Annotated in this window: 25 protein-coding genes; 6 read left to right on the forward strand and 19 right to left on the reverse strand. The window is 67.7% G+C overall.

The genetic code is table 11. From position 1 onward, the window contains the following. Positions 1-2: 2 nt before the first annotated feature. Genes ACK8CP_RS13665 through ACK8CP_RS13685 form a run of 5 tightly spaced genes read left to right on the forward strand, consistent with a single transcriptional unit; the run spans position 3 to position 3,629 of the window. Complete coding sequence (locus ACK8CP_RS13665) at positions 3-557, forward strand: hypothetical protein (protein ID WP_414832167.1); 555 nt, start codon at positions 3-5, stop codon at positions 555-557. Continuing rightward, the gene (locus ACK8CP_RS13670) at positions 554-937 is read left to right on the forward strand and encodes a hypothetical protein (RefSeq protein ID WP_414832168.1); all 384 of its coding nucleotides are present in this window, start codon (positions 554-556) and stop codon (positions 935-937) included. Before ACK8CP_RS13665 ends, ACK8CP_RS13670 begins: the two co-directional genes overlap by 4 nt. Positions 938-947: 10 nt before the next feature. Continuing rightward, positions 948-1,703, forward strand: coding sequence for a hypothetical protein (locus ACK8CP_RS13675; protein WP_414832169.1), 756 nt, complete (start codon positions 948-950; stop codon positions 1,701-1,703). Then, on the forward strand, positions 1,700-2,956 hold the full coding sequence (locus tag ACK8CP_RS13680; RefSeq protein WP_414832170.1) for a hypothetical protein: 1,257 nt from the start codon (positions 1,700-1,702) through the stop codon (positions 2,954-2,956). Before ACK8CP_RS13675 ends, ACK8CP_RS13680 begins: the two co-directional genes overlap by 4 nt. Next, entirely contained in the window at positions 2,943-3,629 is a 687-nt protein-coding gene (locus ACK8CP_RS13685) for a hypothetical protein (RefSeq protein ID WP_414832171.1), read from the forward strand. Before ACK8CP_RS13680 ends, ACK8CP_RS13685 begins: the two co-directional genes overlap by 14 nt. Positions 3,630-3,804: 175 nt before the next feature. Here the strand turns inward: ACK8CP_RS13685 and ACK8CP_RS13690 are convergent, their stop codons facing one another. Next, positions 3,805-4,125 carry a hypothetical protein gene (locus tag ACK8CP_RS13690; protein WP_414832172.1) on the reverse strand — a complete coding sequence of 107 codons (321 nt, stop codon included), beginning with the start codon at positions 4,123-4,125 and terminating at the stop codon, positions 3,805-3,807. 79 nt (positions 4,126-4,204) lie between these two features. Here ACK8CP_RS13690 and ACK8CP_RS13695 point away from each other — a divergent pair, with 79 nt between their 5' ends. Beyond that, entirely contained in the window at positions 4,205-5,128 is a 924-nt protein-coding gene (locus ACK8CP_RS13695; RefSeq protein ID WP_414832173.1) for a matrixin family metalloprotease, read from the forward strand. Between the two features lie 10 nt (positions 5,129-5,138). Here ACK8CP_RS13695 and ACK8CP_RS13700 read toward each other — a convergent pair whose 3' ends face one another. From ACK8CP_RS13700 to ACK8CP_RS13785, 18 genes are all read right to left on the reverse strand, one after another. After that, positions 5,139-5,657: a host-nuclease inhibitor Gam family protein gene (locus ACK8CP_RS13700; protein WP_414832174.1), complete on the reverse strand. Its 519-nt coding sequence runs from the start codon at positions 5,655-5,657 to the stop codon at positions 5,139-5,141. Positions 5,658-5,745: 88 nt separating this feature from the next. Further along, positions 5,746-6,153, reverse strand: coding sequence for a hypothetical protein (locus ACK8CP_RS13705; protein ID WP_414832175.1), 408 nt, complete (start codon positions 6,151-6,153; stop codon positions 5,746-5,748). Position 6,154: 1 nt separating this feature from the next. Then, on the reverse strand, positions 6,155-6,421 hold the full coding sequence (locus tag ACK8CP_RS13710; protein ID WP_414832176.1) for a hypothetical protein: 267 nt from the start codon (positions 6,419-6,421) through the stop codon (positions 6,155-6,157). Further along, on the reverse strand, positions 6,375-6,749 hold the full coding sequence (locus ACK8CP_RS13715; protein WP_414832177.1) for a hypothetical protein: 375 nt from the start codon (positions 6,747-6,749) through the stop codon (positions 6,375-6,377). Before ACK8CP_RS13715 ends, ACK8CP_RS13710 begins: the two co-directional genes overlap by 47 nt. Further along, positions 6,746-7,228 (reverse strand): lysozyme, encoded by a 483-nt coding sequence (locus tag ACK8CP_RS13720; RefSeq protein WP_414832178.1) that lies wholly within the window; start codon positions 7,226-7,228, stop codon positions 6,746-6,748. The genes ACK8CP_RS13715 and ACK8CP_RS13720 overlap by 4 nt, the downstream gene beginning before the upstream one ends. Then, the gene (locus ACK8CP_RS13725; protein WP_414832179.1) at positions 7,218-7,439 is read right to left on the reverse strand and encodes a hypothetical protein; all 222 of its coding nucleotides are present in this window, start codon (positions 7,437-7,439) and stop codon (positions 7,218-7,220) included. The genes ACK8CP_RS13720 and ACK8CP_RS13725 overlap by 11 nt, the downstream gene beginning before the upstream one ends. A gap of 82 nt (positions 7,440-7,521) precedes the next feature. Next, a complete protein-coding gene (locus ACK8CP_RS13730) occupies positions 7,522-8,325 on the reverse strand; it encodes a hypothetical protein (RefSeq protein ID WP_414832180.1) in 804 nt (267 codons plus the stop codon). Beyond that, entirely contained in the window at positions 8,325-8,867 is a 543-nt protein-coding gene (locus ACK8CP_RS13735) for a hypothetical protein (RefSeq protein WP_414832181.1), read from the reverse strand. Before ACK8CP_RS13735 ends, ACK8CP_RS13730 begins: the two co-directional genes overlap by 1 nt. Position 8,868: 1 nt before the next feature. Beyond that, a complete protein-coding gene (locus tag ACK8CP_RS13740) occupies positions 8,869-9,456 on the reverse strand; it encodes a hypothetical protein (protein ID WP_414832182.1) in 588 nt (195 codons plus the stop codon). Next, positions 9,453-10,895: a hypothetical protein gene (locus tag ACK8CP_RS13745; RefSeq protein WP_414832183.1), complete on the reverse strand. Its 1,443-nt coding sequence runs from the start codon at positions 10,893-10,895 to the stop codon at positions 9,453-9,455. Before ACK8CP_RS13745 ends, ACK8CP_RS13740 begins: the two co-directional genes overlap by 4 nt. Next, entirely contained in the window at positions 10,885-11,274 is a 390-nt protein-coding gene (locus ACK8CP_RS13750; RefSeq protein WP_414832184.1) for a hypothetical protein, read from the reverse strand. Before ACK8CP_RS13750 ends, ACK8CP_RS13745 begins: the two co-directional genes overlap by 11 nt. 4 nt (positions 11,275-11,278) lie before the next feature. After that, the gene (locus tag ACK8CP_RS13755; RefSeq protein ID WP_414832185.1) at positions 11,279-11,899 is read right to left on the reverse strand and encodes a hypothetical protein; all 621 of its coding nucleotides are present in this window, start codon (positions 11,897-11,899) and stop codon (positions 11,279-11,281) included. Between the two features lie 5 nt (positions 11,900-11,904). Then, positions 11,905-12,777, reverse strand: coding sequence for a glycine-rich domain-containing protein (locus ACK8CP_RS13760; RefSeq protein ID WP_414832186.1), 873 nt, complete (start codon positions 12,775-12,777; stop codon positions 11,905-11,907). A 33-nt stretch (positions 12,778-12,810) separates the two neighbouring features. Then, positions 12,811-13,566, reverse strand: a complete 756-nt coding sequence (locus tag ACK8CP_RS13765) for a hypothetical protein (protein WP_414832187.1) — start codon at positions 13,564-13,566, stop codon at positions 12,811-12,813. Further along, the gene (locus tag ACK8CP_RS13770; protein ID WP_414832188.1) at positions 13,563-14,639 is read right to left on the reverse strand and encodes a baseplate J/gp47 family protein; all 1,077 of its coding nucleotides are present in this window, start codon (positions 14,637-14,639) and stop codon (positions 13,563-13,565) included. Before ACK8CP_RS13770 ends, ACK8CP_RS13765 begins: the two co-directional genes overlap by 4 nt. Continuing rightward, positions 14,611-15,162 carry a phage GP46 family protein gene (locus ACK8CP_RS13775; protein WP_414832189.1) on the reverse strand — a complete coding sequence of 184 codons (552 nt, stop codon included), beginning with the start codon at positions 15,160-15,162 and terminating at the stop codon, positions 14,611-14,613. Before ACK8CP_RS13775 ends, ACK8CP_RS13770 begins: the two co-directional genes overlap by 29 nt. Positions 15,163-15,180: 18 nt before the next feature. Next, entirely contained in the window at positions 15,181-15,663 is a 483-nt protein-coding gene (locus tag ACK8CP_RS13780; RefSeq protein WP_414832190.1) for a phage baseplate assembly protein, read from the reverse strand. Then, positions 15,660-16,757, reverse strand: a complete 1,098-nt coding sequence (locus ACK8CP_RS13785) for a phage baseplate assembly protein (protein ID WP_414832191.1) — start codon at positions 16,755-16,757, stop codon at positions 15,660-15,662. Before ACK8CP_RS13785 ends, ACK8CP_RS13780 begins: the two co-directional genes overlap by 4 nt. Positions 16,758-16,759: the final 2 nt, after the last annotated feature.

The raw sequence follows: 16,759 nt of genomic DNA on the forward strand, positions 1-16,759 counted from the left end.
CAATGATGGACCAGCCCACCACGAGATGGGAAAATATGCGGCCCGACGAAAAGGCGCGGGCCGTGGAAGCGGCGATCGCGGAGGGGGCCGGCAGCGCCAACGAGATCGCCGAGGCGCTCGGCGTGCCGTCGCGCAACGCCATCATCGGCGTGTGCAAGCGGGCGAAAATCGACCTTCCGGGGGTGCAGTGCCGACGCGGCGTTCGCGGCGCAACTGCGGGGCGTGCCAGGCAGGCCAGGCAGAAACCGGACTCATCCTCTTCCGCCTCTGTGCCCTCTTCCGTCTCTGGCCCGGCGTCTGGTGATGTGTCCGACCATATGTCCGGCGATGCGTCCGACGGGGCCATCGAGCCGCTCGACGGGGTCGGGGTGCTCTTCCTCGATCGCACGTCCCGCCAATGCGCCGCACTTCTCGACGAAGCGCCGATCGACCAGCGCCGCTGTTGCGGCGCGCCCGTGGAAAAGGACGACGGGCCGCATGTCTGCGCCGCCCATCGCGCCCGGTTTTATCTGCGCCGCAGCTCTGCCAGGCAGATGGCGGGCGAGGACGCGGCATGACCTGGCGGGCCATGAGCAAGTTGGAAAAGGCTGCCGCCGTCGAAAGAGCCATCGCGGTGGGGTGCGGAAGCGCGCGTGAAATCGCGATGGAAGTCGGCGCGCCGAGCCCGGCCTCTGTGGTTTCGGTCTGCCGGAATCTGCAAATCGCTCTTCCGGGCGTTCGCGCCAGCCGCAACAGAACATCCGCGCGGCGCTTCCGCTCCGATCTCGCCCGGCTTTTCGCGCTCGACCGGCATGTTCTCGTCGAGGCCGAGGTCATCGACGCGGAGGAGGAGGCCTGGGATCGCTTTCGCGAGGATCCGGTGCGCGCCGCGCTCACCCTGCCGGACGATCGGCTCTTCCGTCTCCATCGTCTGCTCGCGGAGGGGCGCCGATCATGATGGGGGTGTCATGAGAGCGAAAAGCGCCTATCGCCGCTCGGAACACGACCGCTATTTCACGCCGTACTGGGTGACGGGGGCGCTCCTCTCGGCTCTGCCGGCGGGGTTTCTGCCCTGCCGTCACGTGATCGCCGATCCTTTCGCCGGCGGCGGTCATATCCTGGCGGAGCTGAATGCGGCTGGGTATTCGCGCTCCGTGCTTGTCGGCTCCGACATCGCCCCGCTCAAAACGTCAGACCTTCACTGCGTCTCGCCTGTTCCGATCAAACGTGGCGATTTCTTCGCGTCGCCGCTTGCCGATGCGGCACGCCGGGACATCGGCGCGATCGTCACCAATCCGCCCTATGGGCCGGGCGGGCGCCTGGCACTCGCCGCAGTCGAGCGGGCGCTCGCCATGCTGGCGTTTCGCGGCGGGTCGCTCGCCATGCTGCTGCAAGTCGATTTCGACAGCGGCATCACGCGGACGCACCTCTTTCGCGACTGCCCGACTTATCTGGGCAAGATCGTGCTCACCGACCGCATTCGCTGGGTGAACCTGGAGCAGAAGAAAGACGGGCCGAGCCAGAACCATGCCTGGTTTCTGTGGTCGAGCACGTCCGAGCCGCTGCCCCGCGGGGCGGCGTGGCGCAGCAAGGAAGATGGCAACGTGTTCCTGGCGCGCAACCGGCTTTTCTTCACCGATGCGGCGCCGGCGCCGAACCTCGACCTGGGAATGCCGTTCGTCTCTGGATCCGCGAAGGCCACCTCGTCCGAGGCGGCCGCATGACGGGCCCCAGAACATCAGGGCCAAAACTCGCCATCCTGCCGCGCGGCGTCGCGCGCGACCGGCGGCTGACGCCGAGCGCCAAGGACGCGCTGTTGCTCATTGCCGAGGCGGCCTCGACCAAAACGGGCTGGTGCTCGCGCAAGCAGCGAACGATGGCGGACGAGCTCTCGGTGTCGCGCAAGACGCTGCAGGCGGCGCTCTATCTCCTCGAAGCCACCGGCTGGATCGAGATCCGCTCCGGCAAAGGCGCGGGCCAGGCCTGCCGCTATCGCATTCGCCGCGAGGCCCCCGGAATCCCGGTCGAGTTCTCGGCCCAGCAATACGATCTTTTCGCGTCGGGTGCCGTCCTGACCGAGAGGCGGGATGCCGTTCCCGCTCATGGGGATGCCGTTCCCCTGGCGGATGCCGTTCCGCCGCAGGTCTGGTCAGATGCCGCTCTGCCAGACCGTCGACGACATGGCCCGGAAATGGATGCCGTTTCCGCCGGGCCGTCTCGTCTTGAGCCTGCCGAGGGAGTGCCGTCTCCCGAAAGCGAGGCTCTAGCCTCCCCGTCTCAATCATCTGGAGACAAGGGGGTGCCACCTCCAGGGTGGCAGGGGTGCCACCCTGAGGGTGGCAGGGGGTGCCACCCTGAGGGTGGCACCATACGCGTGCGCACGCGACGCGCGCCCCCAACAACGGAGATCTTCCTATCGGAAGATTCTGCTGCTGCTGCTGACGCGCGAGATTTTTCGGAAAAGGCGGAGGGAGAGAGGCGAGGCCTTCGAAACCCGGAGATGGAACGCATCCCCGTCTCGCCGGGGGAGCTCCTGGCCCGTCTTCGCGAGGCGGCCGGTCCGGCCCTGATGGCGGGGCCGCATCTCGCCGACCCGGCCGAACCGCTCCGCTGGCTCGCCGCCGGTTGCTCGCTTCAGGCCGACATTCTGCCGGCGATCCGGGCCGTGGCGCTCCGAAGACCGGCCGGCTCGGTGCGCACCTGGTCGTATTTTGCGGCCGCCGTGACGGAGGCGCGCGAGCGCCGGACGGTGCAGGTGCCCGCGGCGGACGGACACGGAAACATCAGGTTTTTCAGGAGGAAAGAGGATGGCGAAGCTGACAGCCCAGAAAGAGGTTCGCCTGGTCGATGGCGCGGCCGGGACAGTGCCGGACAGCCAGGCGCCGGACAACCAGGCGGGGGCAGACAGGGCCGGGCGGAGACGATCGCCGCCGCCGTTGCTCTCGCCGCGGCTAACCGGGCGCATGGTCGATCCTGACCATTTTCGGGCGGGAAGCGGTCTCGACGATGAGGAGCGGGATGCGCTCGGCAGGCAGGCGCAGAAGCTCGACGTCGCGCTGCGGCCGGCGAGCCCGCGCGAGCTCGGCGAGGAGCTGATCAACCCGATCCTGCAATTGATGCCCGTCGCCGCCGAGACGGCGGCGTTTCGCGCCGAGGCCTATTTCGAGGCGCTCGACGGCGTGCCGCTCTTTGCCGCCGTCGCGGCGCGCCAGGCGTTCTTTCAGGACCGCTCGGGGCTCTCCACCGATTATGCACCCACCCCGCCGCAGCTCGCCCGCCTCGTCCGGCGCATGGCGGAGCCCTTCGCCTGCGAGGCCGCCGTCATCGACCGGCTCCTGCGCGCCAGCGAAGAGCCCCCGCCGCCGGACGAGGCGGAGATGGCCAAACGCAAGGCCCATGCCGACGAGAAACTCCTCCGCTGGCGCCGCGCGATCGAGACGCCGGCGGAAGCACCGGAGGACGATGTCGTTGTTCAAGCGCGACGGGAGGCGGAGCTTCGCCAGCGCGTGGCCCGGCAAGAGGAGCAGCTTCGCGCCGCGCTCGATCTGCCGGAGGATGCGGACCCGCTGGACGCTTTCGACCGAAGCAAGGCCGAAGACAGCGGGCATGCGGCCGACATGGAAGCCGCGGAAGCGAGGCTCGCACCATGAGCTCCTGCCCACGCTGCGATGGCGAAGGCGTTTTGCGGCTCGTGGTGACCAAAGGTGTGACAATGGGAAAGACGGATATGTTTCTGGTTTCGTCCGACCTGCCCCGCGAAACGATCCTGTGCCCGGACTGCCTCGGCGTCGACGGGCGTGCCCGGCCGCTGCAGCCGGGCCGGCGTCAGGCGTCGTCGCTCTTGTCGGCCTCGACGGCGGCAATCCAGGACTGACGGGCTTCGGGCGTCATCGCCTCCCAGGCGAGCACGGCAGCGCGCACCTGGACGGTATCCGTGGCGGCGCTCAAGCCGAGCTCCTGCCGCCGGCGGATGATCTCCGCGTCGATCGCCTCGCGAATGAAAGCCGACATGCGGTTCTGCCCGACGAGCTCTTCGATCGCCCGCCGCTGCTCTTCCGTCAGCCGGACCTTTGTCTCGCGAACCTTGAGCGGCGGCCGTCCCATCTTTTTGCGACTAACCGTCCCCGGAAAGTTTGTCAAAGCCATTGATAAGCGTCCCCGTCTATTGCAATAACCGTCCCCTTTTATTATATCCGGGGACGGTTATAGGCAAGGGGAGGCCGCAATGGCACTCACAGGCGAACACTTTCCTGGAACGGTGGCGAGTTGGGCATGCGATCCGGGCTTCGATCCGGAGCTGGCGCGGCAGGCCTTTGCGCTCTGGGATCCCTGGGTCGAGCTCGATTTTCGCGAGGTGCCTTATGGGGCGGCAGAGATCACCATCGGCTGGGAGCCGATCGACGGGGCGGGCGGCACGCTCGGCCGCTGCACCTGGCATTACGATGCCTCGAGCCACGAAGTTCTCGACGTCAGGATCATCCTCGACCCGGCCGATGCCGACGAGATGAACCAGCTCTCGGTGCTGGAGCACGAAATCGGCCACGCGCCGATGGGCCTGACGCATGATCCGGACTGGTGGTCGGTGATGTATCCCTACAATCACGAGACCCTGCAGCTGCACAACGTCAACATCACGGACATTCAGGGACTCTATGGCCCCGACAGCGGCGACAACCTTCTGAACGGCTCGAACTTCGACGATGCCATCCTGGGCGGCGCCGGCAACGACACCATCCTCGGCAATGCCGGACATGACGCCATCCAGGGCGGCACGGGCAACGACGCGCTCTATGGCGGCGATCACAACGACCAGCTCTTCGGCCAGGACGGCGACGACGAGCTCGGCGGCGGCAATGGCAGCGACGTGCTCGGCGGCGGGTCGGGGCGCGATGAAATCTTCGGGGGAGATGGTGACGACGTCATCTATGGCGGGGCCGGCGCAGACACGGTCTATGCCGGCGGCGATGACGATCTGATCTATGGCGGCGACGGCGCCGACCTGATCTTCGGCGGGGCCGGCAACGACACGATCGACGTGCGCGGCGGTGGAACAGACACCGTCTATGGCGGCGACGGGCTCGACGAGATCCTCGCCGGTCCCGAGGACATCGTCTATTACGGCGACCAGAGCCTCGACATGCTGGCCTGATGCGCGCCGCCTAGAGATCCTTGCGCGGGGTGAGCTCCGCGCCGGTCGGCGTCACCGAGAACGTCTCTTTCGGCTCCTCGATCGACAGGCCCTTGATGCGCTTGAGCGGCGAGGCCTTGTCGTCGGTGAGCGAGGTTTTCACCGCGCTCTTGTCGATCGCGACCGTCGTCTTGGTAAAGCCCTGCAGCTTTTTCAGCCTGTCGAGGATCTTGTCTTCGAGCGTCGGGTCGATGAGGAGTTTCGCCTGGCCCTTGCGCCAGGCGACCTTGCCCGTTTTGAACTCCGCCGTCTTGGACTTGCCGTTGTCGGTCAGGCGCTTGCGCTCCCTGGCGCAATAGGCCTCGACGGCGGCGACGAGGCCGGCCTCTTCCTCCTGCAGCGGGCTCGCCTTTTCTTCCGCTGTCGCGGCGGCCTTCGCCACCGCCTTCGTTTTCGTCGTTTCGATGCGGGCGAGGTCGGCACGGATCGCGCCGATGCGCGCGATCGCCTCGGCGCATGCGGTGTCGTCCGTGAACGTCGTGGCGCTCATGGCTTTCTCCAATCGGCAGGAATGGACATTGAGAAAAGGACAGGGATGGACATTTGCCCCGCGAGCGGCGGCAGTCAGTTTGTGGCCCTCAGTTTTTGGGGGCCGCACTCTTGCGGCGCGGCGTGCGGGCGGTGGTGGTGAGCGCCGCCATGATGGCGTCGAGGCGCTCCGTCATTTCCTGGCGCTGCGCATCCATGCGGGACGCCATTTCCCGGCTCTGCGCCTTGCCGTCGCTGCGCAGCTCCTGGAGCTGGCTGTCGAGACGCGCGAGATGGCCTTCGAGATCCGGGCGGCGCACATAGTTTTCCGACAGCTCGTCGCGCACCCGGTTGATCCTTTCATGCAGACGGTCGTCGCCATCCTTCATCTGGTCGGAGAGCCGTCGCTCCGACGTCGACACCTTGTCGCTCTGATAGCGGTCGCGCACGATCGCGCCGCCGATCAGGCTCACGACGGACACGAGCGCACCGACGAGCCACATCAGCTCTTCCGACATCTCAGCTCCCGCGGCCCCGGGAATCGCCCGAAAGCGCCGCGTCGCGCCGCGCATAGAACTCGACGACGGCTCGCTTGGTGAGGCCGCAGCGCGTCAGCGCGACCCGGTCGCGGGCCCAGAGCTTTTCAACCTCCGCCTGGGTCAGACCGCGACCCGGCAGGGTCACCGGATCGGCGCAGGGCGCGGAAAGCTCCGCCGGCGCCGGCTCCAGGATCGGCGCCTCAGCGACCGGCAGGATTTTGGAGCCGCCGCACGCTGTCAGGCCCAAGACAGTCGCGCAGAGCATTGGGATCGTTGTCCGCTGCATTTTCGAGATCCTTCATGATGACGTCCTGCTGGGCGAGCTGGTAGCGGAGCTCCGCGATGGTCTCGTCCGCGGCCCGGCGGGCCTCCGCATTGGCCTGCTGCTGGCGGATCACCTCCTTGGCCGAGGCCTTTTCGGTGTCGGCGACGAGGCGGTCGTATTTCGCCTGCCATGTCGCCTCGGCGCGGGCGTAGCCATAATGGTCGCCGACGGCATAGGTGCCACCATAGGAGGCGAGGACGGCGAGGACCGCCGCGACGATCGCCCACGGGTTGGCGAGGAGCGCGCTCATGTGAGGCCCTCGAGGCAGAGCTCGCGCTCCGCCTTGCGCCGGTTGACCAGTCCGCGGATGACGCGCCCGCCGGCCTTGTTCCACATGAGCAGCGCGTCGCAGGCGCCGCGGAGATCGCCGGCGTTCCAGCGCCGCGCCATGGAGGAGCGGCAGAAGGCGCGCTGGCCGATATTGTAGGCGGCCGACAGAAACGCGACGTAGCTTTCATCGGGAATCGCATCGGGATCGCGCAGGCACGAGCGCATGCCCGCTTCGAATTCCACGAGGCCGTCGCCGAGCATGGTGGCGCATTCCGCGTCGGTCGCGGTGTCGCCCATCTTCACGCCGCGGGTTTCCCCGAAACAGATCGTCGGCACGCCCACGATGTCGCGATAGGCGACGTTGCGCTTGCCCTCCCAGCCGCCGACGAAGCCGACGGCGAGAATGCCGAGCGCCGTGACCGTGCCGAAGATGCCTTTCTTGAGCCTGCTACTGGACACCGGAAACACTCCTTTGCGCGATGAGCCGGGCCGCAAAGGCGGCGGCCGTGGTGAGGAGGGAGAGAAGGGCGAAGAGGCCCGGCGGAATCGGCAGGAGGTCGCCCGCATAAGGCAGTGCGACTTCGAGCCCAGAGAGAAGCGCCGCCAGCGCGATGAGGCGCAAACTCCAGGCATGGCGCAGCACCCTGCGCCAGTTCCAGACGAGGTTCATGGATCGTCTCCGATGTTCGAAAAAGGTCACCCGCCCCGGCTGCGCACAGTGCGTGGGGCGCCGGCAGCCCCACCGGGACGGGTCACGGCAGCGTCGTGAAGAGCTCTTTCTGTTGGGCGTAGATCGCGCTCAGATCGGCCGCGGAGAGCGCCACCCCGTCCCACATGGCGAGGCGGCCGAAGCGGGTGCCAGATGGCGCGGGCGTGGCCCCTGAGCCGTTATCTCCGACACGGCCTAGCGCGTATTGAGGCGTTCCCGTCGACGGGGTCGTATAGGCTCCCGTGAACGTCTCTTGCGTCGTGTCGATCGATATGCGCAGGGCGTCCCCCGCCTCGTCCAGAGATAGCCCGATCGCGTGCCATGCATCTGTCGTTAGCGTGGCCGTCGTGGAATGATTGAGTGCTAGCCCGCTGGCGTTGTAGACCTGGGCATAGACTTTGTCAGAGAGGATCAGCGCCCGTGTGCCCGGCCCTGCGTTGCTGCGGTTGCCAAAGAGATACGTCGTCCCACCGACATAGTAGACCAGGCAAACGGCCGACCACAGTGCATTGTCTTTATGCCAGTCCGTCATCACCGCGGCGGCTTCGACAAAGTAATCTCCGCCATCCGACGAAAAATACGTGTCGGGCCCGACCTCTCCGGCCGTGCCGGTGAACGCCTGATCAGCCGCGTCGGCACCGGAGCTCGAGCCGAGATAGAGATCGTTCCCGGCCGGGCTGAGATCGGCCCAGGTCTGCCCCGTGCCGGGATAGCTCTTTGCCGCGCCGGCATCGACGCAACGCACGAGGCCGGTGTCGAGGCCAAGGCCCTGCAGGTCGCCGAAAAAGTTGTTGGCGCCGCCTCGCCGCCGTGCCCCAAACCCGACGTGGTTCGTAAGCCGCAGCATCAGCTCGCCTCGGGCCAGGTGAATTCCGGCAGCTCGGCCACGGATTCGGCCGGTGTCACGATGGCGCGCGTGCCCGATTGCACCTTGGCGAGTTCGCTCATGGCATAGGCCCACACGGCCGAGCGCCAGGCAAACAGCGCCTGGCCCTCGGCGGCAAAACCCGGATCGGGATCGTCGCGATAGGAGACGCCCGTGCTGATGCCGTCATACCGGCGCTCGGCCGCCACGGCGTCGAGATGCGCCTGGATCGCCGCCCCGTAGCGCGGCATCAATTCGTCCACGGTCAGCGCCCGCTTGCCGCGCGCCTTGACGACGCGATCGGCTTCGACACTAACGACTTCCTCGGTCGCCACCTCGATTTCCGGATCCACTGGTGCATCCTCGCGGACAACGAGCATCCAGCGGTTGCCCTTGCCGTTCGGCGCCGTAACCGTTTCGCCTTCGACCCAGCCGCAGCACTCGACAGCCTGGCCCATCGTCAGGCGGATGACGTCGAGCACCTCATCAGACGCGCTGACGAGGGCGAGTTCCGTGCGGTCCATGTCAGGCCTCCTGGTCGCTTAGGCGACTGGCACGGTAGCGGATATTCACGCCGATCAGGTGCGCATCGCCGGAATGCGTGTCCGCCCCGTCTGTCGCCCGCCGCTGCGCGGAGAAAGCCAGGAAACGTCTGGTGCCGGCGGCGGGCGTTCCGAGAGCGACCTGAGACCACGCACCGTAGTTGATGTAGAGCTCGCCGTTATCCAGCGCGGCATCGACGGAGTCGACGGTGACGTTGAACGCATTGCCCCAACGGCCCTGATCGGCGATCGGCGTGGAAAACGTGCTGAACCGCCAAACGACAGAGCCGCTCGAAGGCGACGCCCACACGAACTGCACCGCAAAGTCGCCGCCGTCCCACGACGGCGGCATGGGGAAGTTTCCGTGCAGCGTCTCGATAACGCTGCTGTCGAACGACGCGACCGGGATGCGCGGATAATTGTCGTTGACATACGACAGATCCTGGCGCTCAGGCGCCACCGCGCCGTCTGTCATGAATCCGATCGGCGCAAAGATCGTCTGTTCACTCTCGCCGCTCGGAATCGCCCCACTGTCGATCGCCCGTCGCAAAAGTGCGTTCATCGTGCTCATGCCAGGTCTCCCGTCATGGCCTGGAGCGTTGCCCCATCAACCGCACGCGCGAAGCGGGCGAAGTGTTTGGCGTGCCCGGCCCAATGGAGGCCGCCCGGGGTTCCCGCAGGCATCTCCCCGCGACGCTCCGTCGTCAGTCCGGAGGGAAGGCCCGCCGCGGTGTGGCTCGTAAACGCCGCGCCGTTGATCGACGCTTTGACAGCTGTGCCGACCCACGCGATTGCAAGCGCGAAATCGGTGTCGGTCGCGACCGCACCCAACGTGGCATTCAGAGCCGTCGTGCCTCCAGCATTGATCCCTAGAGTGAAATTGCCACTGGAGTGAGCCAGATAGATGTAATTGTCGGACGTGCCGTCATCGAGCACCCACAACGCCTTCTGACCCGTGAGCGACCCGGTACGGCCCCGGATGTAGATCGCGCCTTCGCCGACATCGAATGTCGCCTCGAGCGGCACGGACCACGTGTCGTCCGCGTCGTCCAGGAGCCAGCCGATCAGCTCCCCTGTGGTCGCGTCGTAATCGATCGGGATCACACCCGCCGCCACGCTCTGCGCATTGCCGGCAGGATCGGTGCGGCTCGTCGTCGTCGCCCGTGAATAGCCCGTTGGCGTCACGCCCTCGATCGGCACGAGATCGGACACGGCCGGAATGCCGGCGAGAACCACCGGATCGAGCGCGCCGAGCTGCGCCTTGGTGTAATAGCGGTCGTCGTGATCGTGGGACACCGACGCGAAATCGCCGAGATATTCCCAGTTCGTCGGATCGCTGCCGGGGTCGGCGGTCGGCGGGTCGGGCAGGAGCCCGCCCGAAACGGCGCGCCAGCGCTTGTTTGCGAACGCATAGGTGTGATCGGCCTCGGCCGTGGCGCCGGTCGTCCAGGCGACGTCCCAGCCGGTTTCGCCCACCTCGCCCTGCGGCCCCTGGGGCCCGGTCTCGCCCTGCGGCCCCTGATCGCCCTGAATGCCTTTCAGCACGAGGCCCGGCGTCGGCCAGGCGCCCGAGGCCTTCGGCCCGAAGAGCACATAGGACGTGGTGTTGAGGTAATAATCGCCGTCATGGCCGTCGCCCGAGGCGGGATCGGCGGCACCCGACAGGATGCGCTGGCCGAGCGCCGAGGTAGCCGACAGCGTGACCCAGTCGATGTCGCCGACGCGGCGCACCTGCAGCGTTGCATCCTCGACGCGCCATTCGAGCGTCGGCGTCTCGCCCTGGTCGCCCTTGACGCCCTTCGGGAGAAACAGCCGCCAGTCGGATTCCGACGAGCCCGGCTCGATGCCGGTGTTGCCGCGGAGCGAAAACCACAGCTGATCGGCATGGAGCACGACGGCGCGCCAGGCATAGGTGGTGCGCCGCTCCCACTTGCCCTTGAAATCCATGCCGGCCGGGCCGGGCAGTCCGCGCGGCTGAACGGCGATCGCGGCAGACGATTTAGGATGCATCGCGCGTCACTCCCGTGCCGACGGTGATTTTGCCACGGAGCCAGATGCGCGCCGTCTCATTGACGGCGGCGCGCCAGACGAGGAGGTCATAGGCATAAATTCCGGAGAGACGGCGCACGGCCGCGACCGGCGCCAGGATGTTGAGAACGCCGTTTGCCGGATCGGTCTCGTCGACGAAGAGCTCGCCCGTCGCGGTCGAAAGTTCGAGGTCGAGCGTGGCGCTTTCGGGCAGGCGGCGGAGCTGCAGCGAGAACGCCAGATCCGTCAAATCGTAGGGCGTCTCGTCGTCGGCGTTGAGGAATTCCAGCGAGCAGATCCAGGCCTCGTTGGCATAGGCCTCGAAATCGAGTTCCGGCGGGTCGCCGGTGATCAGAGCCATCGCGTCACGTCACGATCAGGTCGATGGCGGTTTCGGCGGAATTGTATTCCGCCTCGAGCAGGCCCCAAAGCCGGTCTTTCGCGGCGGGCTCGCTTTCGCCGATGTCGCGCGCGAAATCCTCGACGATGAGATCGACGTTGGCGCGGAACCCTTTGAGCCGCCCGATCGCCTTCTGATACTCGTCGTTTTTGGTGATGATCGAATTGCACACTTCGGTCGGCGTCTTGCCGCGCGCCGTCGCCTCGTTCTCGATCAGCGCCTTCTGCGCCGCGCCGATGTCGTCGAGCTCCGGCAGATCGGCGAGATAGGCCTCGGCCGCCAGGCGCGATTGCGCAAACGCCGCGATCTCGTTCGCCGGATAATCGGCGTAGAAGATGCTCATCAGCCCTTCGGCGGAATCCTTTTTCCACTCGTTGGCGGCGCCGAGTTTCATTTGGTCGACGTTCTCGTATTCGTCGTACCAGCGGCGCTCGCGATAGCCGCCGAGCCCGTCCTGCACATAGCCGGTCGGCGTCTCGTCGAAGACCGATTGCGACACCTCCTCGGCGTTGACGCCCGGCGCGAGCTGCGGCAGCGAGGTAAATTTCTGCGACACCTCGCCGTCGACGATGATGAACCACGGCATGCGCGTTACTCCGTCGGATTGCGGTAGAAGAGGAGGACGAGGCCGTCATGGCCGGTGAGGCCGTAGCCGTTGTTGGAGGCGCCGGCGCCGCCCTGGCCCGGATAGGTGTCGAGCCCGGTCGTGTCGTCGGAGGCGCGGAAATTGCCGTCCCCTGTGCCGCCGAGAGAGCCCGGCATGCGCGTCGAGCCGAAGGCCGAGCCGCCATTGCCCGAGAAATAGGCGTTGTTGGCGGAGAGATAGCCGGGCTCGCCCCAGCCGCCATACTGGTTGAACTGCCCGCCGATCCCCTTGCCCGCCTTGCCGATCGGCCGCCCGACGCCGGAGGCCGAGCCGGCCCCGCCCGTACCCCCGAGCGCCGACATGAACGCCCCGATCGAGGAGAGGCCGCCCGCCTGGCCGGCTGACGTGCGATAGCCGCCCTTGCCGCCCTGGCCGACGATGATCGAAACGCCGGAGCCTGGCGTCGGCGTGAAATAGCCCGCCGCGAAGCCGCCGCCGCCACCGCCCGCCCCGGCCGCGCCCTTGCCGGTCGCGCCGCCGCCGCCGCCGCCGGCACCCCAGCAGATGCCGAAGGCGAGCGTGACGCCGTTCGGGGGCGTCCATACATGCGAGCCGGTCTTATAGGTCCGCGTCGTGTTGAACCCGCCGACGCCCGTGTTGCCGCCGGCAAGCCCCGCAATGATCTGGATCGCCTGCAGGAGCTGCGACAACTCCGCGCCGTTCGGATCGAGACCGGCGCCCTCGATCACGTTGATGATCTCGCGCTGCGGCTGCTCGATCGCCTCGGCCGGCACCTGCGAGCCCTGGATGCCGGCGCCGGCATTGCCGGTCACATAGGACGCGTCCTCGTCCGCGCCGACGGGCTGGTTGTATTTCATGCTGGCCTCTTGCTGTGAGAGTGGTCTGGCCGGTCAATCGGCCGCGAGCGCATAAGAGAAGACGGGCCGCGTCCAGGCGGGCGCGACGGCATTGACCCGGCACTCGACCTCGCTCGCCCGTCCGAAATCCGTCAGCCGGTCGATGCCGAGCTCCGACGTGCCGCAGGCGAAATGCGTGATGAAGGGCGTGTCGAGATGGATCACCCATTCATACGGCATCGCCGCATTGCCGAGCCGATGGTCGCTGCCGAGACGCGATTCCCCGCAGCGGAACGGCGCCGGCTCTTCGATGACGACCTCGCCATGCCCCATCGACACGACGAGGCAGGTGAATTCCGCCGGTGTCACATAGCTTTGTCCGCGCACCGTGAGGCGCAGCGTTTCGAGGCGCGCCGCCTCGTCCGGGTCGAACGGGGCGCAGGGGCCGGGCAGCGCATATTCCGCCTCCCAATCGGCGAGGCTTTCGACGATCGAGACCGAAGTCGATTCCTGCGAAATGTCGAAGAGGCGCGCATAAAGATCCGCAAACGGCGTCGAGACGGCCCGCCAGAACCGCGCCATGCGGCTCGTCGTGTCGGGCGCGACACCGTCCGGGCTCCGCCACGCCGCCCCCATCGGCTGTGCGGCGAGCGTCACGGAGAGAAGATCGTCGGCGGACGGGGCCGAAAGCACGTCGGCATTGTCGGGCGGCGCGCTGCCGAGCGGATCGGGATTGCAGGTGACGGCAATGACGGCACTGCCGTCGTCTGCCGAAAAGTCCGATCCGGCCGGAACGAAATAGGTGCTCACGAGAAATACCGGATCGTGCCGAGGACCGGCATCTCGCCGCCGGAATAGACGATGTCGGTGAGGGGCGCGCGCAGCCGGTGGCGGTCCTCGCCGAGCGCGGTCGAGATCGCCTCGGCGATCCATGAGACCGATAGGACGAAGGCATCGCCCGCCACGCCGGGCCGGGCGCGGGCAGCAAACATGGCCGCGAGCTGCGCCTCCACGGCGGCGCGGTTCGCCTCCGTATCCGGCACCAGCGTCAGATCGATGTCGAGCGGGCGCATGACGGGCGCTGCGGCGATCGCCGCGGCCCGGATCATCCGCCGCGCGTCGAGCGCCGCCTGCACCGCGGCGACATCGGAGGCGGTCGGGATCCCGTTCGCCCGCCCCTCCATCAAGAACCAGACGCCGATCGTGCCGGGCCCGCCCGCGAAACGCTGCGCCCAGGCCTTGGAGACGCCCGGCACCGCTCGGGCGAATTGCTCGTAATCGCTTTCCGCCCCGCCCTGCGGCGTCCGCCGCTTGCGGTCGAGGATGCGGGCCCGCAAACTTTCGTCGCTTTCGCGGTCCGCCCCGCCGCCGATCCCATCCGCTCCAACGCTGCCGGTCGTCGCAACGCCGCTGTAAAGCGCCGGATCGACGAGGGCGACGCTTTCGCCCGCCTCGCGGTTGCCGGCGAGCCCCGCCTCAGCGGCCCGCACTGTAACGACGAGCGCGCCGGCGACGCTCGCCGTCGCCGCCTCGGTCGCGACGTAGCTCTGCGCGCCCGAGAGAAAGCGCATGCCCGCCGGATAGGTCGTCTCCGGCGTCGCCGTGATTTCGATCTCGCCGGCGGCGCGGGTCGCGGGCTTGCGCGTCAGGCCGAGCTCGTAGGCGTGCCGGTCGAGATGCGCGCCATCCGCCGTCGAGGCGAAGATCTGGCGATAGATCCAGGTCGCGCGCAGATGCGCCTCGTGGAGGACGAGGGCAACGACCTTGCCGATGACATAGAGCGTGTTCGGCCAGATCGTCGCATCCGTGTCCGGCAGCTCCTGGCGAAACGCGCCGCGGATGCGCTGCGACAGGCTATTGAGCGAGGGGGTGGATGTCGCCACGTGTCACCTGGTCCCACAACACGCCGTAGCGCGCCGCATAGAGTTGCGTTCCGTCGCGGCCATAGAGCGCGACGTTAAGATCGAGCCGGCGATCGGCCGGACGTGCCGTCGCCTGGACGTCGATGCGCGCCACGGCCCGCTGCTCGATCAGGACGTCGAGCGCCTCGCGGGCGTAATCTTCGGCAAGCCGCGGCGTCTCCACCTCGTCGACGCTGCGCCGCCGCAGGAGCCAGAGTTTCGAGCCGAGCGGCCGCTCGGAGTTGTCGGCGTCGAGATCGAAGCCGTCGCCCGCCCAGCCGCGATTGTCGTCGCCGTCGCGGAGTTCCGAAGGATCGGCGCGGCGATCGGTCTGCAGGAGCATGAGGATTGCGGTCGCAAGCTGCGCCCGGGCGCGGAGCCCGCCGCGGTTCTTGGTCTCGTCCGGTCCGGCCGCCGCGAAATCGCCCATCTCTCCGTCCCAGACGATGTCCGGCGACAGAAGGGCCTCCGGCTCCTCCGTCAGCGGCACGATGCGGATGGTCATTTGATGCTCACTTGACGGTCATTTGACATAGACGTGCGTCGCGAGATTGCCGGTGTCGACATCGCCGTCGCTGTCGACCGTGCCCTCCGCCGAGGCCGGCCGGCTCGCATCCTCTCCGCCGAGGCGGCATTCGCCGTCGAGGATGATGGTCGTCGCCTTGATGTGCACGCTGTCGCCGCCGACGATGCGGATGTTGTTTTTCACGATCGACACGGCCTGGCCGTGCGCGTTGTAGAGGACGGTCTCGCCGGCCTCCATGCGGGGGCGCAGACCCGGATGCTCTCCGCCGACGGCGAGCGGCTGCGCATGCGCCCCGCCGAGCGCCAGGAACGCGCCGACGGCACCCTTTGGCGGTCGCGAGGCGAGCCCGTGCTGCTGCATCCACAGGATATCGCGCGGCGCCTCGCCTGCGCGGCCGCGGCCGGAGAGGAGAAGAAGCCCGTCGCTCTCCCGGTCGCTGTCGATTTCGAGCCGCGTCAGATACGGCCGGAAATTGGTCATTCGGCCGTCACCTCCGCCTGTGGTTCCGGCGTCTGCCAGACCGCGTCGCTGTCTCCGCCGACATCGTCGCCGCCGAAAGCGCGCGGATCGACGAGCTGCAGGATCGCCCGCGTCGCCGCGGCATCGTCCGACAGGCCCGGCCCCTGACGGAGCGTGACCTGGCTGATCGCCATATCCTGCCTCAAAAGGATCAGCGGATCGTCGAGATAGACGAGCCAGTTCGGCGACCAGATGCGGCCGGCCTGGTCGCGCCATCCGGCGACCTCGACACTGGCCGTCCGCGACCGCCCGGCCGCCCGGCGCACCTGGTTGTCGGCGCGTTTCTTGAGCCGCGCATAACTCGGCTCGCCCTCGTGCAGGATGATCTGCGGGCGCGACCTCCCGACCGTCCCGTCATGCGCCGTCGCCTCGGCGCGGAGCTCCGTCGCGCCGTGACGCCGCGATCCCTGCCCCCGCACGATGATCTTGTCGTGGCGGCCATTGCCGGTGAGCTTGCTCTCGGCGCGCACGATGTTGCCACCGGACCCGATCGCGAGCGCGCCGGAATGGCGGCCCTCGGGCCGGTCGGCGAGCACCATCTGCCCGTCGGCATTGTCGTGCAGGAGATAGCCGCGCGAGCGCGCCAGCTCCTCCAGCTCCCGGAACGGCGAGCGCGCCGGCACGACCTGGTGCCACGGCTCCTTCGGCGGTTTCGATCCGGCCAGGATCCATTCCACTCCGGTCGGGTCGATCTCGGCGGCAATTTCCAGCATGTCGGCGTTTTCGACGCGGCCGCTCTCGTGCACGACCGAGCTTTCGACGCTGTCGATCGTCTTCGAGCCGATGGTCACGCGGATCGTCCTGGCCTGGTCGCCATGGTTTGGATCGACGTCGCGCACATAGCCGGTGAGCACCGTCTCGCCGCTCGCCTTCACCAGCGCCGGCATGTCCGGCCGGATCTTGAATCGGCCGATACCGGCGAGGCCTGGATGCGCACAGGTGAGATTTGCCGTGCGCACGGCCTGCTCGGCCCCGAAGACGAGATCGATCTCGCTCCACAACCCGTAGACCTCGCCGCCGACCTCCACGGTGACGGTCTCCAGCGGGTCGCTCATGC

Source organism: Afifella sp. YEN Y35 (assembly GCF_047553465.1).
In the GTDB taxonomy this organism is placed as follows: Bacteria; Pseudomonadota; Alphaproteobacteria; order Rhizobiales; family Afifellaceae; genus Afifella; species Afifella aestuarii.

Bases quoted from the DNA above. Each gene is read 5' to 3' on its own strand.
- ACK8CP_RS13665 (WP_414832167.1), top strand. From the start codon at position 3: ATGATGGACCAGCCCACCACGAGATGGGAAAATATGCGGCCCGACGAA.
- ACK8CP_RS13670 (WP_414832168.1), top strand. From the start codon at position 554: ATGACCTGGCGGGCCATGAGCAAGTTGGAAAAGGCTGCCGCCGTCGAA.
- ACK8CP_RS13675 (WP_414832169.1), top strand. From the start codon at position 948: ATGAGAGCGAAAAGCGCCTATCGCCGCTCGGAACACGACCGCTATTTC.
- ACK8CP_RS13680 (WP_414832170.1), top strand. From the start codon at position 1,700: ATGACGGGCCCCAGAACATCAGGGCCAAAACTCGCCATCCTGCCGCGC.
- ACK8CP_RS13685 (WP_414832171.1), top strand. From the start codon at position 2,943: ATGGTCGATCCTGACCATTTTCGGGCGGGAAGCGGTCTCGACGATGAG.
- ACK8CP_RS13690 (WP_414832172.1), bottom strand. From the start codon at position 4,125: ATGGCTTTGACAAACTTTCCGGGGACGGTTAGTCGCAAAAAGATGGGA.
- ACK8CP_RS13695 (WP_414832173.1), top strand. From the start codon at position 4,205: ATGGCACTCACAGGCGAACACTTTCCTGGAACGGTGGCGAGTTGGGCA.
- ACK8CP_RS13700 (WP_414832174.1), bottom strand. From the start codon at position 5,657: ATGAGCGCCACGACGTTCACGGACGACACCGCATGCGCCGAGGCGATC.
- ACK8CP_RS13705 (WP_414832175.1), bottom strand. From the start codon at position 6,153: ATGTCGGAAGAGCTGATGTGGCTCGTCGGTGCGCTCGTGTCCGTCGTG.
- ACK8CP_RS13715 (WP_414832177.1), bottom strand. From the start codon at position 6,749: ATGAGCGCGCTCCTCGCCAACCCGTGGGCGATCGTCGCGGCGGTCCTC.
- ACK8CP_RS13725 (WP_414832179.1), bottom strand. From the start codon at position 7,439: ATGAACCTCGTCTGGAACTGGCGCAGGGTGCTGCGCCATGCCTGGAGT.
- ACK8CP_RS13730 (WP_414832180.1), bottom strand. From the start codon at position 8,325: ATGCTGCGGCTTACGAACCACGTCGGGTTTGGGGCACGGCGGCGAGGC.
- ACK8CP_RS13735 (WP_414832181.1), bottom strand. From the start codon at position 8,867: ATGGACCGCACGGAACTCGCCCTCGTCAGCGCGTCTGATGAGGTGCTC.
- ACK8CP_RS13740 (WP_414832182.1), bottom strand. From the start codon at position 9,456: ATGAGCACGATGAACGCACTTTTGCGACGGGCGATCGACAGTGGGGCG.
- ACK8CP_RS13745 (WP_414832183.1), bottom strand. From the start codon at position 10,895: ATGCATCCTAAATCGTCTGCCGCGATCGCCGTTCAGCCGCGCGGACTG.
- ACK8CP_RS13750 (WP_414832184.1), bottom strand. From the start codon at position 11,274: ATGGCTCTGATCACCGGCGACCCGCCGGAACTCGATTTCGAGGCCTAT.
- ACK8CP_RS13755 (WP_414832185.1), bottom strand. From the start codon at position 11,899: ATGCCGTGGTTCATCATCGTCGACGGCGAGGTGTCGCAGAAATTTACC.
- ACK8CP_RS13760 (WP_414832186.1), bottom strand. From the start codon at position 12,777: ATGAAATACAACCAGCCCGTCGGCGCGGACGAGGACGCGTCCTATGTG.
- ACK8CP_RS13775 (WP_414832189.1), bottom strand. From the start codon at position 15,162: ATGACCATCCGCATCGTGCCGCTGACGGAGGAGCCGGAGGCCCTTCTG.
- ACK8CP_RS13780 (WP_414832190.1), bottom strand. From the start codon at position 15,663: ATGACCAATTTCCGGCCGTATCTGACGCGGCTCGAAATCGACAGCGAC.
- ACK8CP_RS13785 (WP_414832191.1), bottom strand. From the start codon at position 16,757: ATGAGCGACCCGCTGGAGACCGTCACCGTGGAGGTCGGCGGCGAGGTC.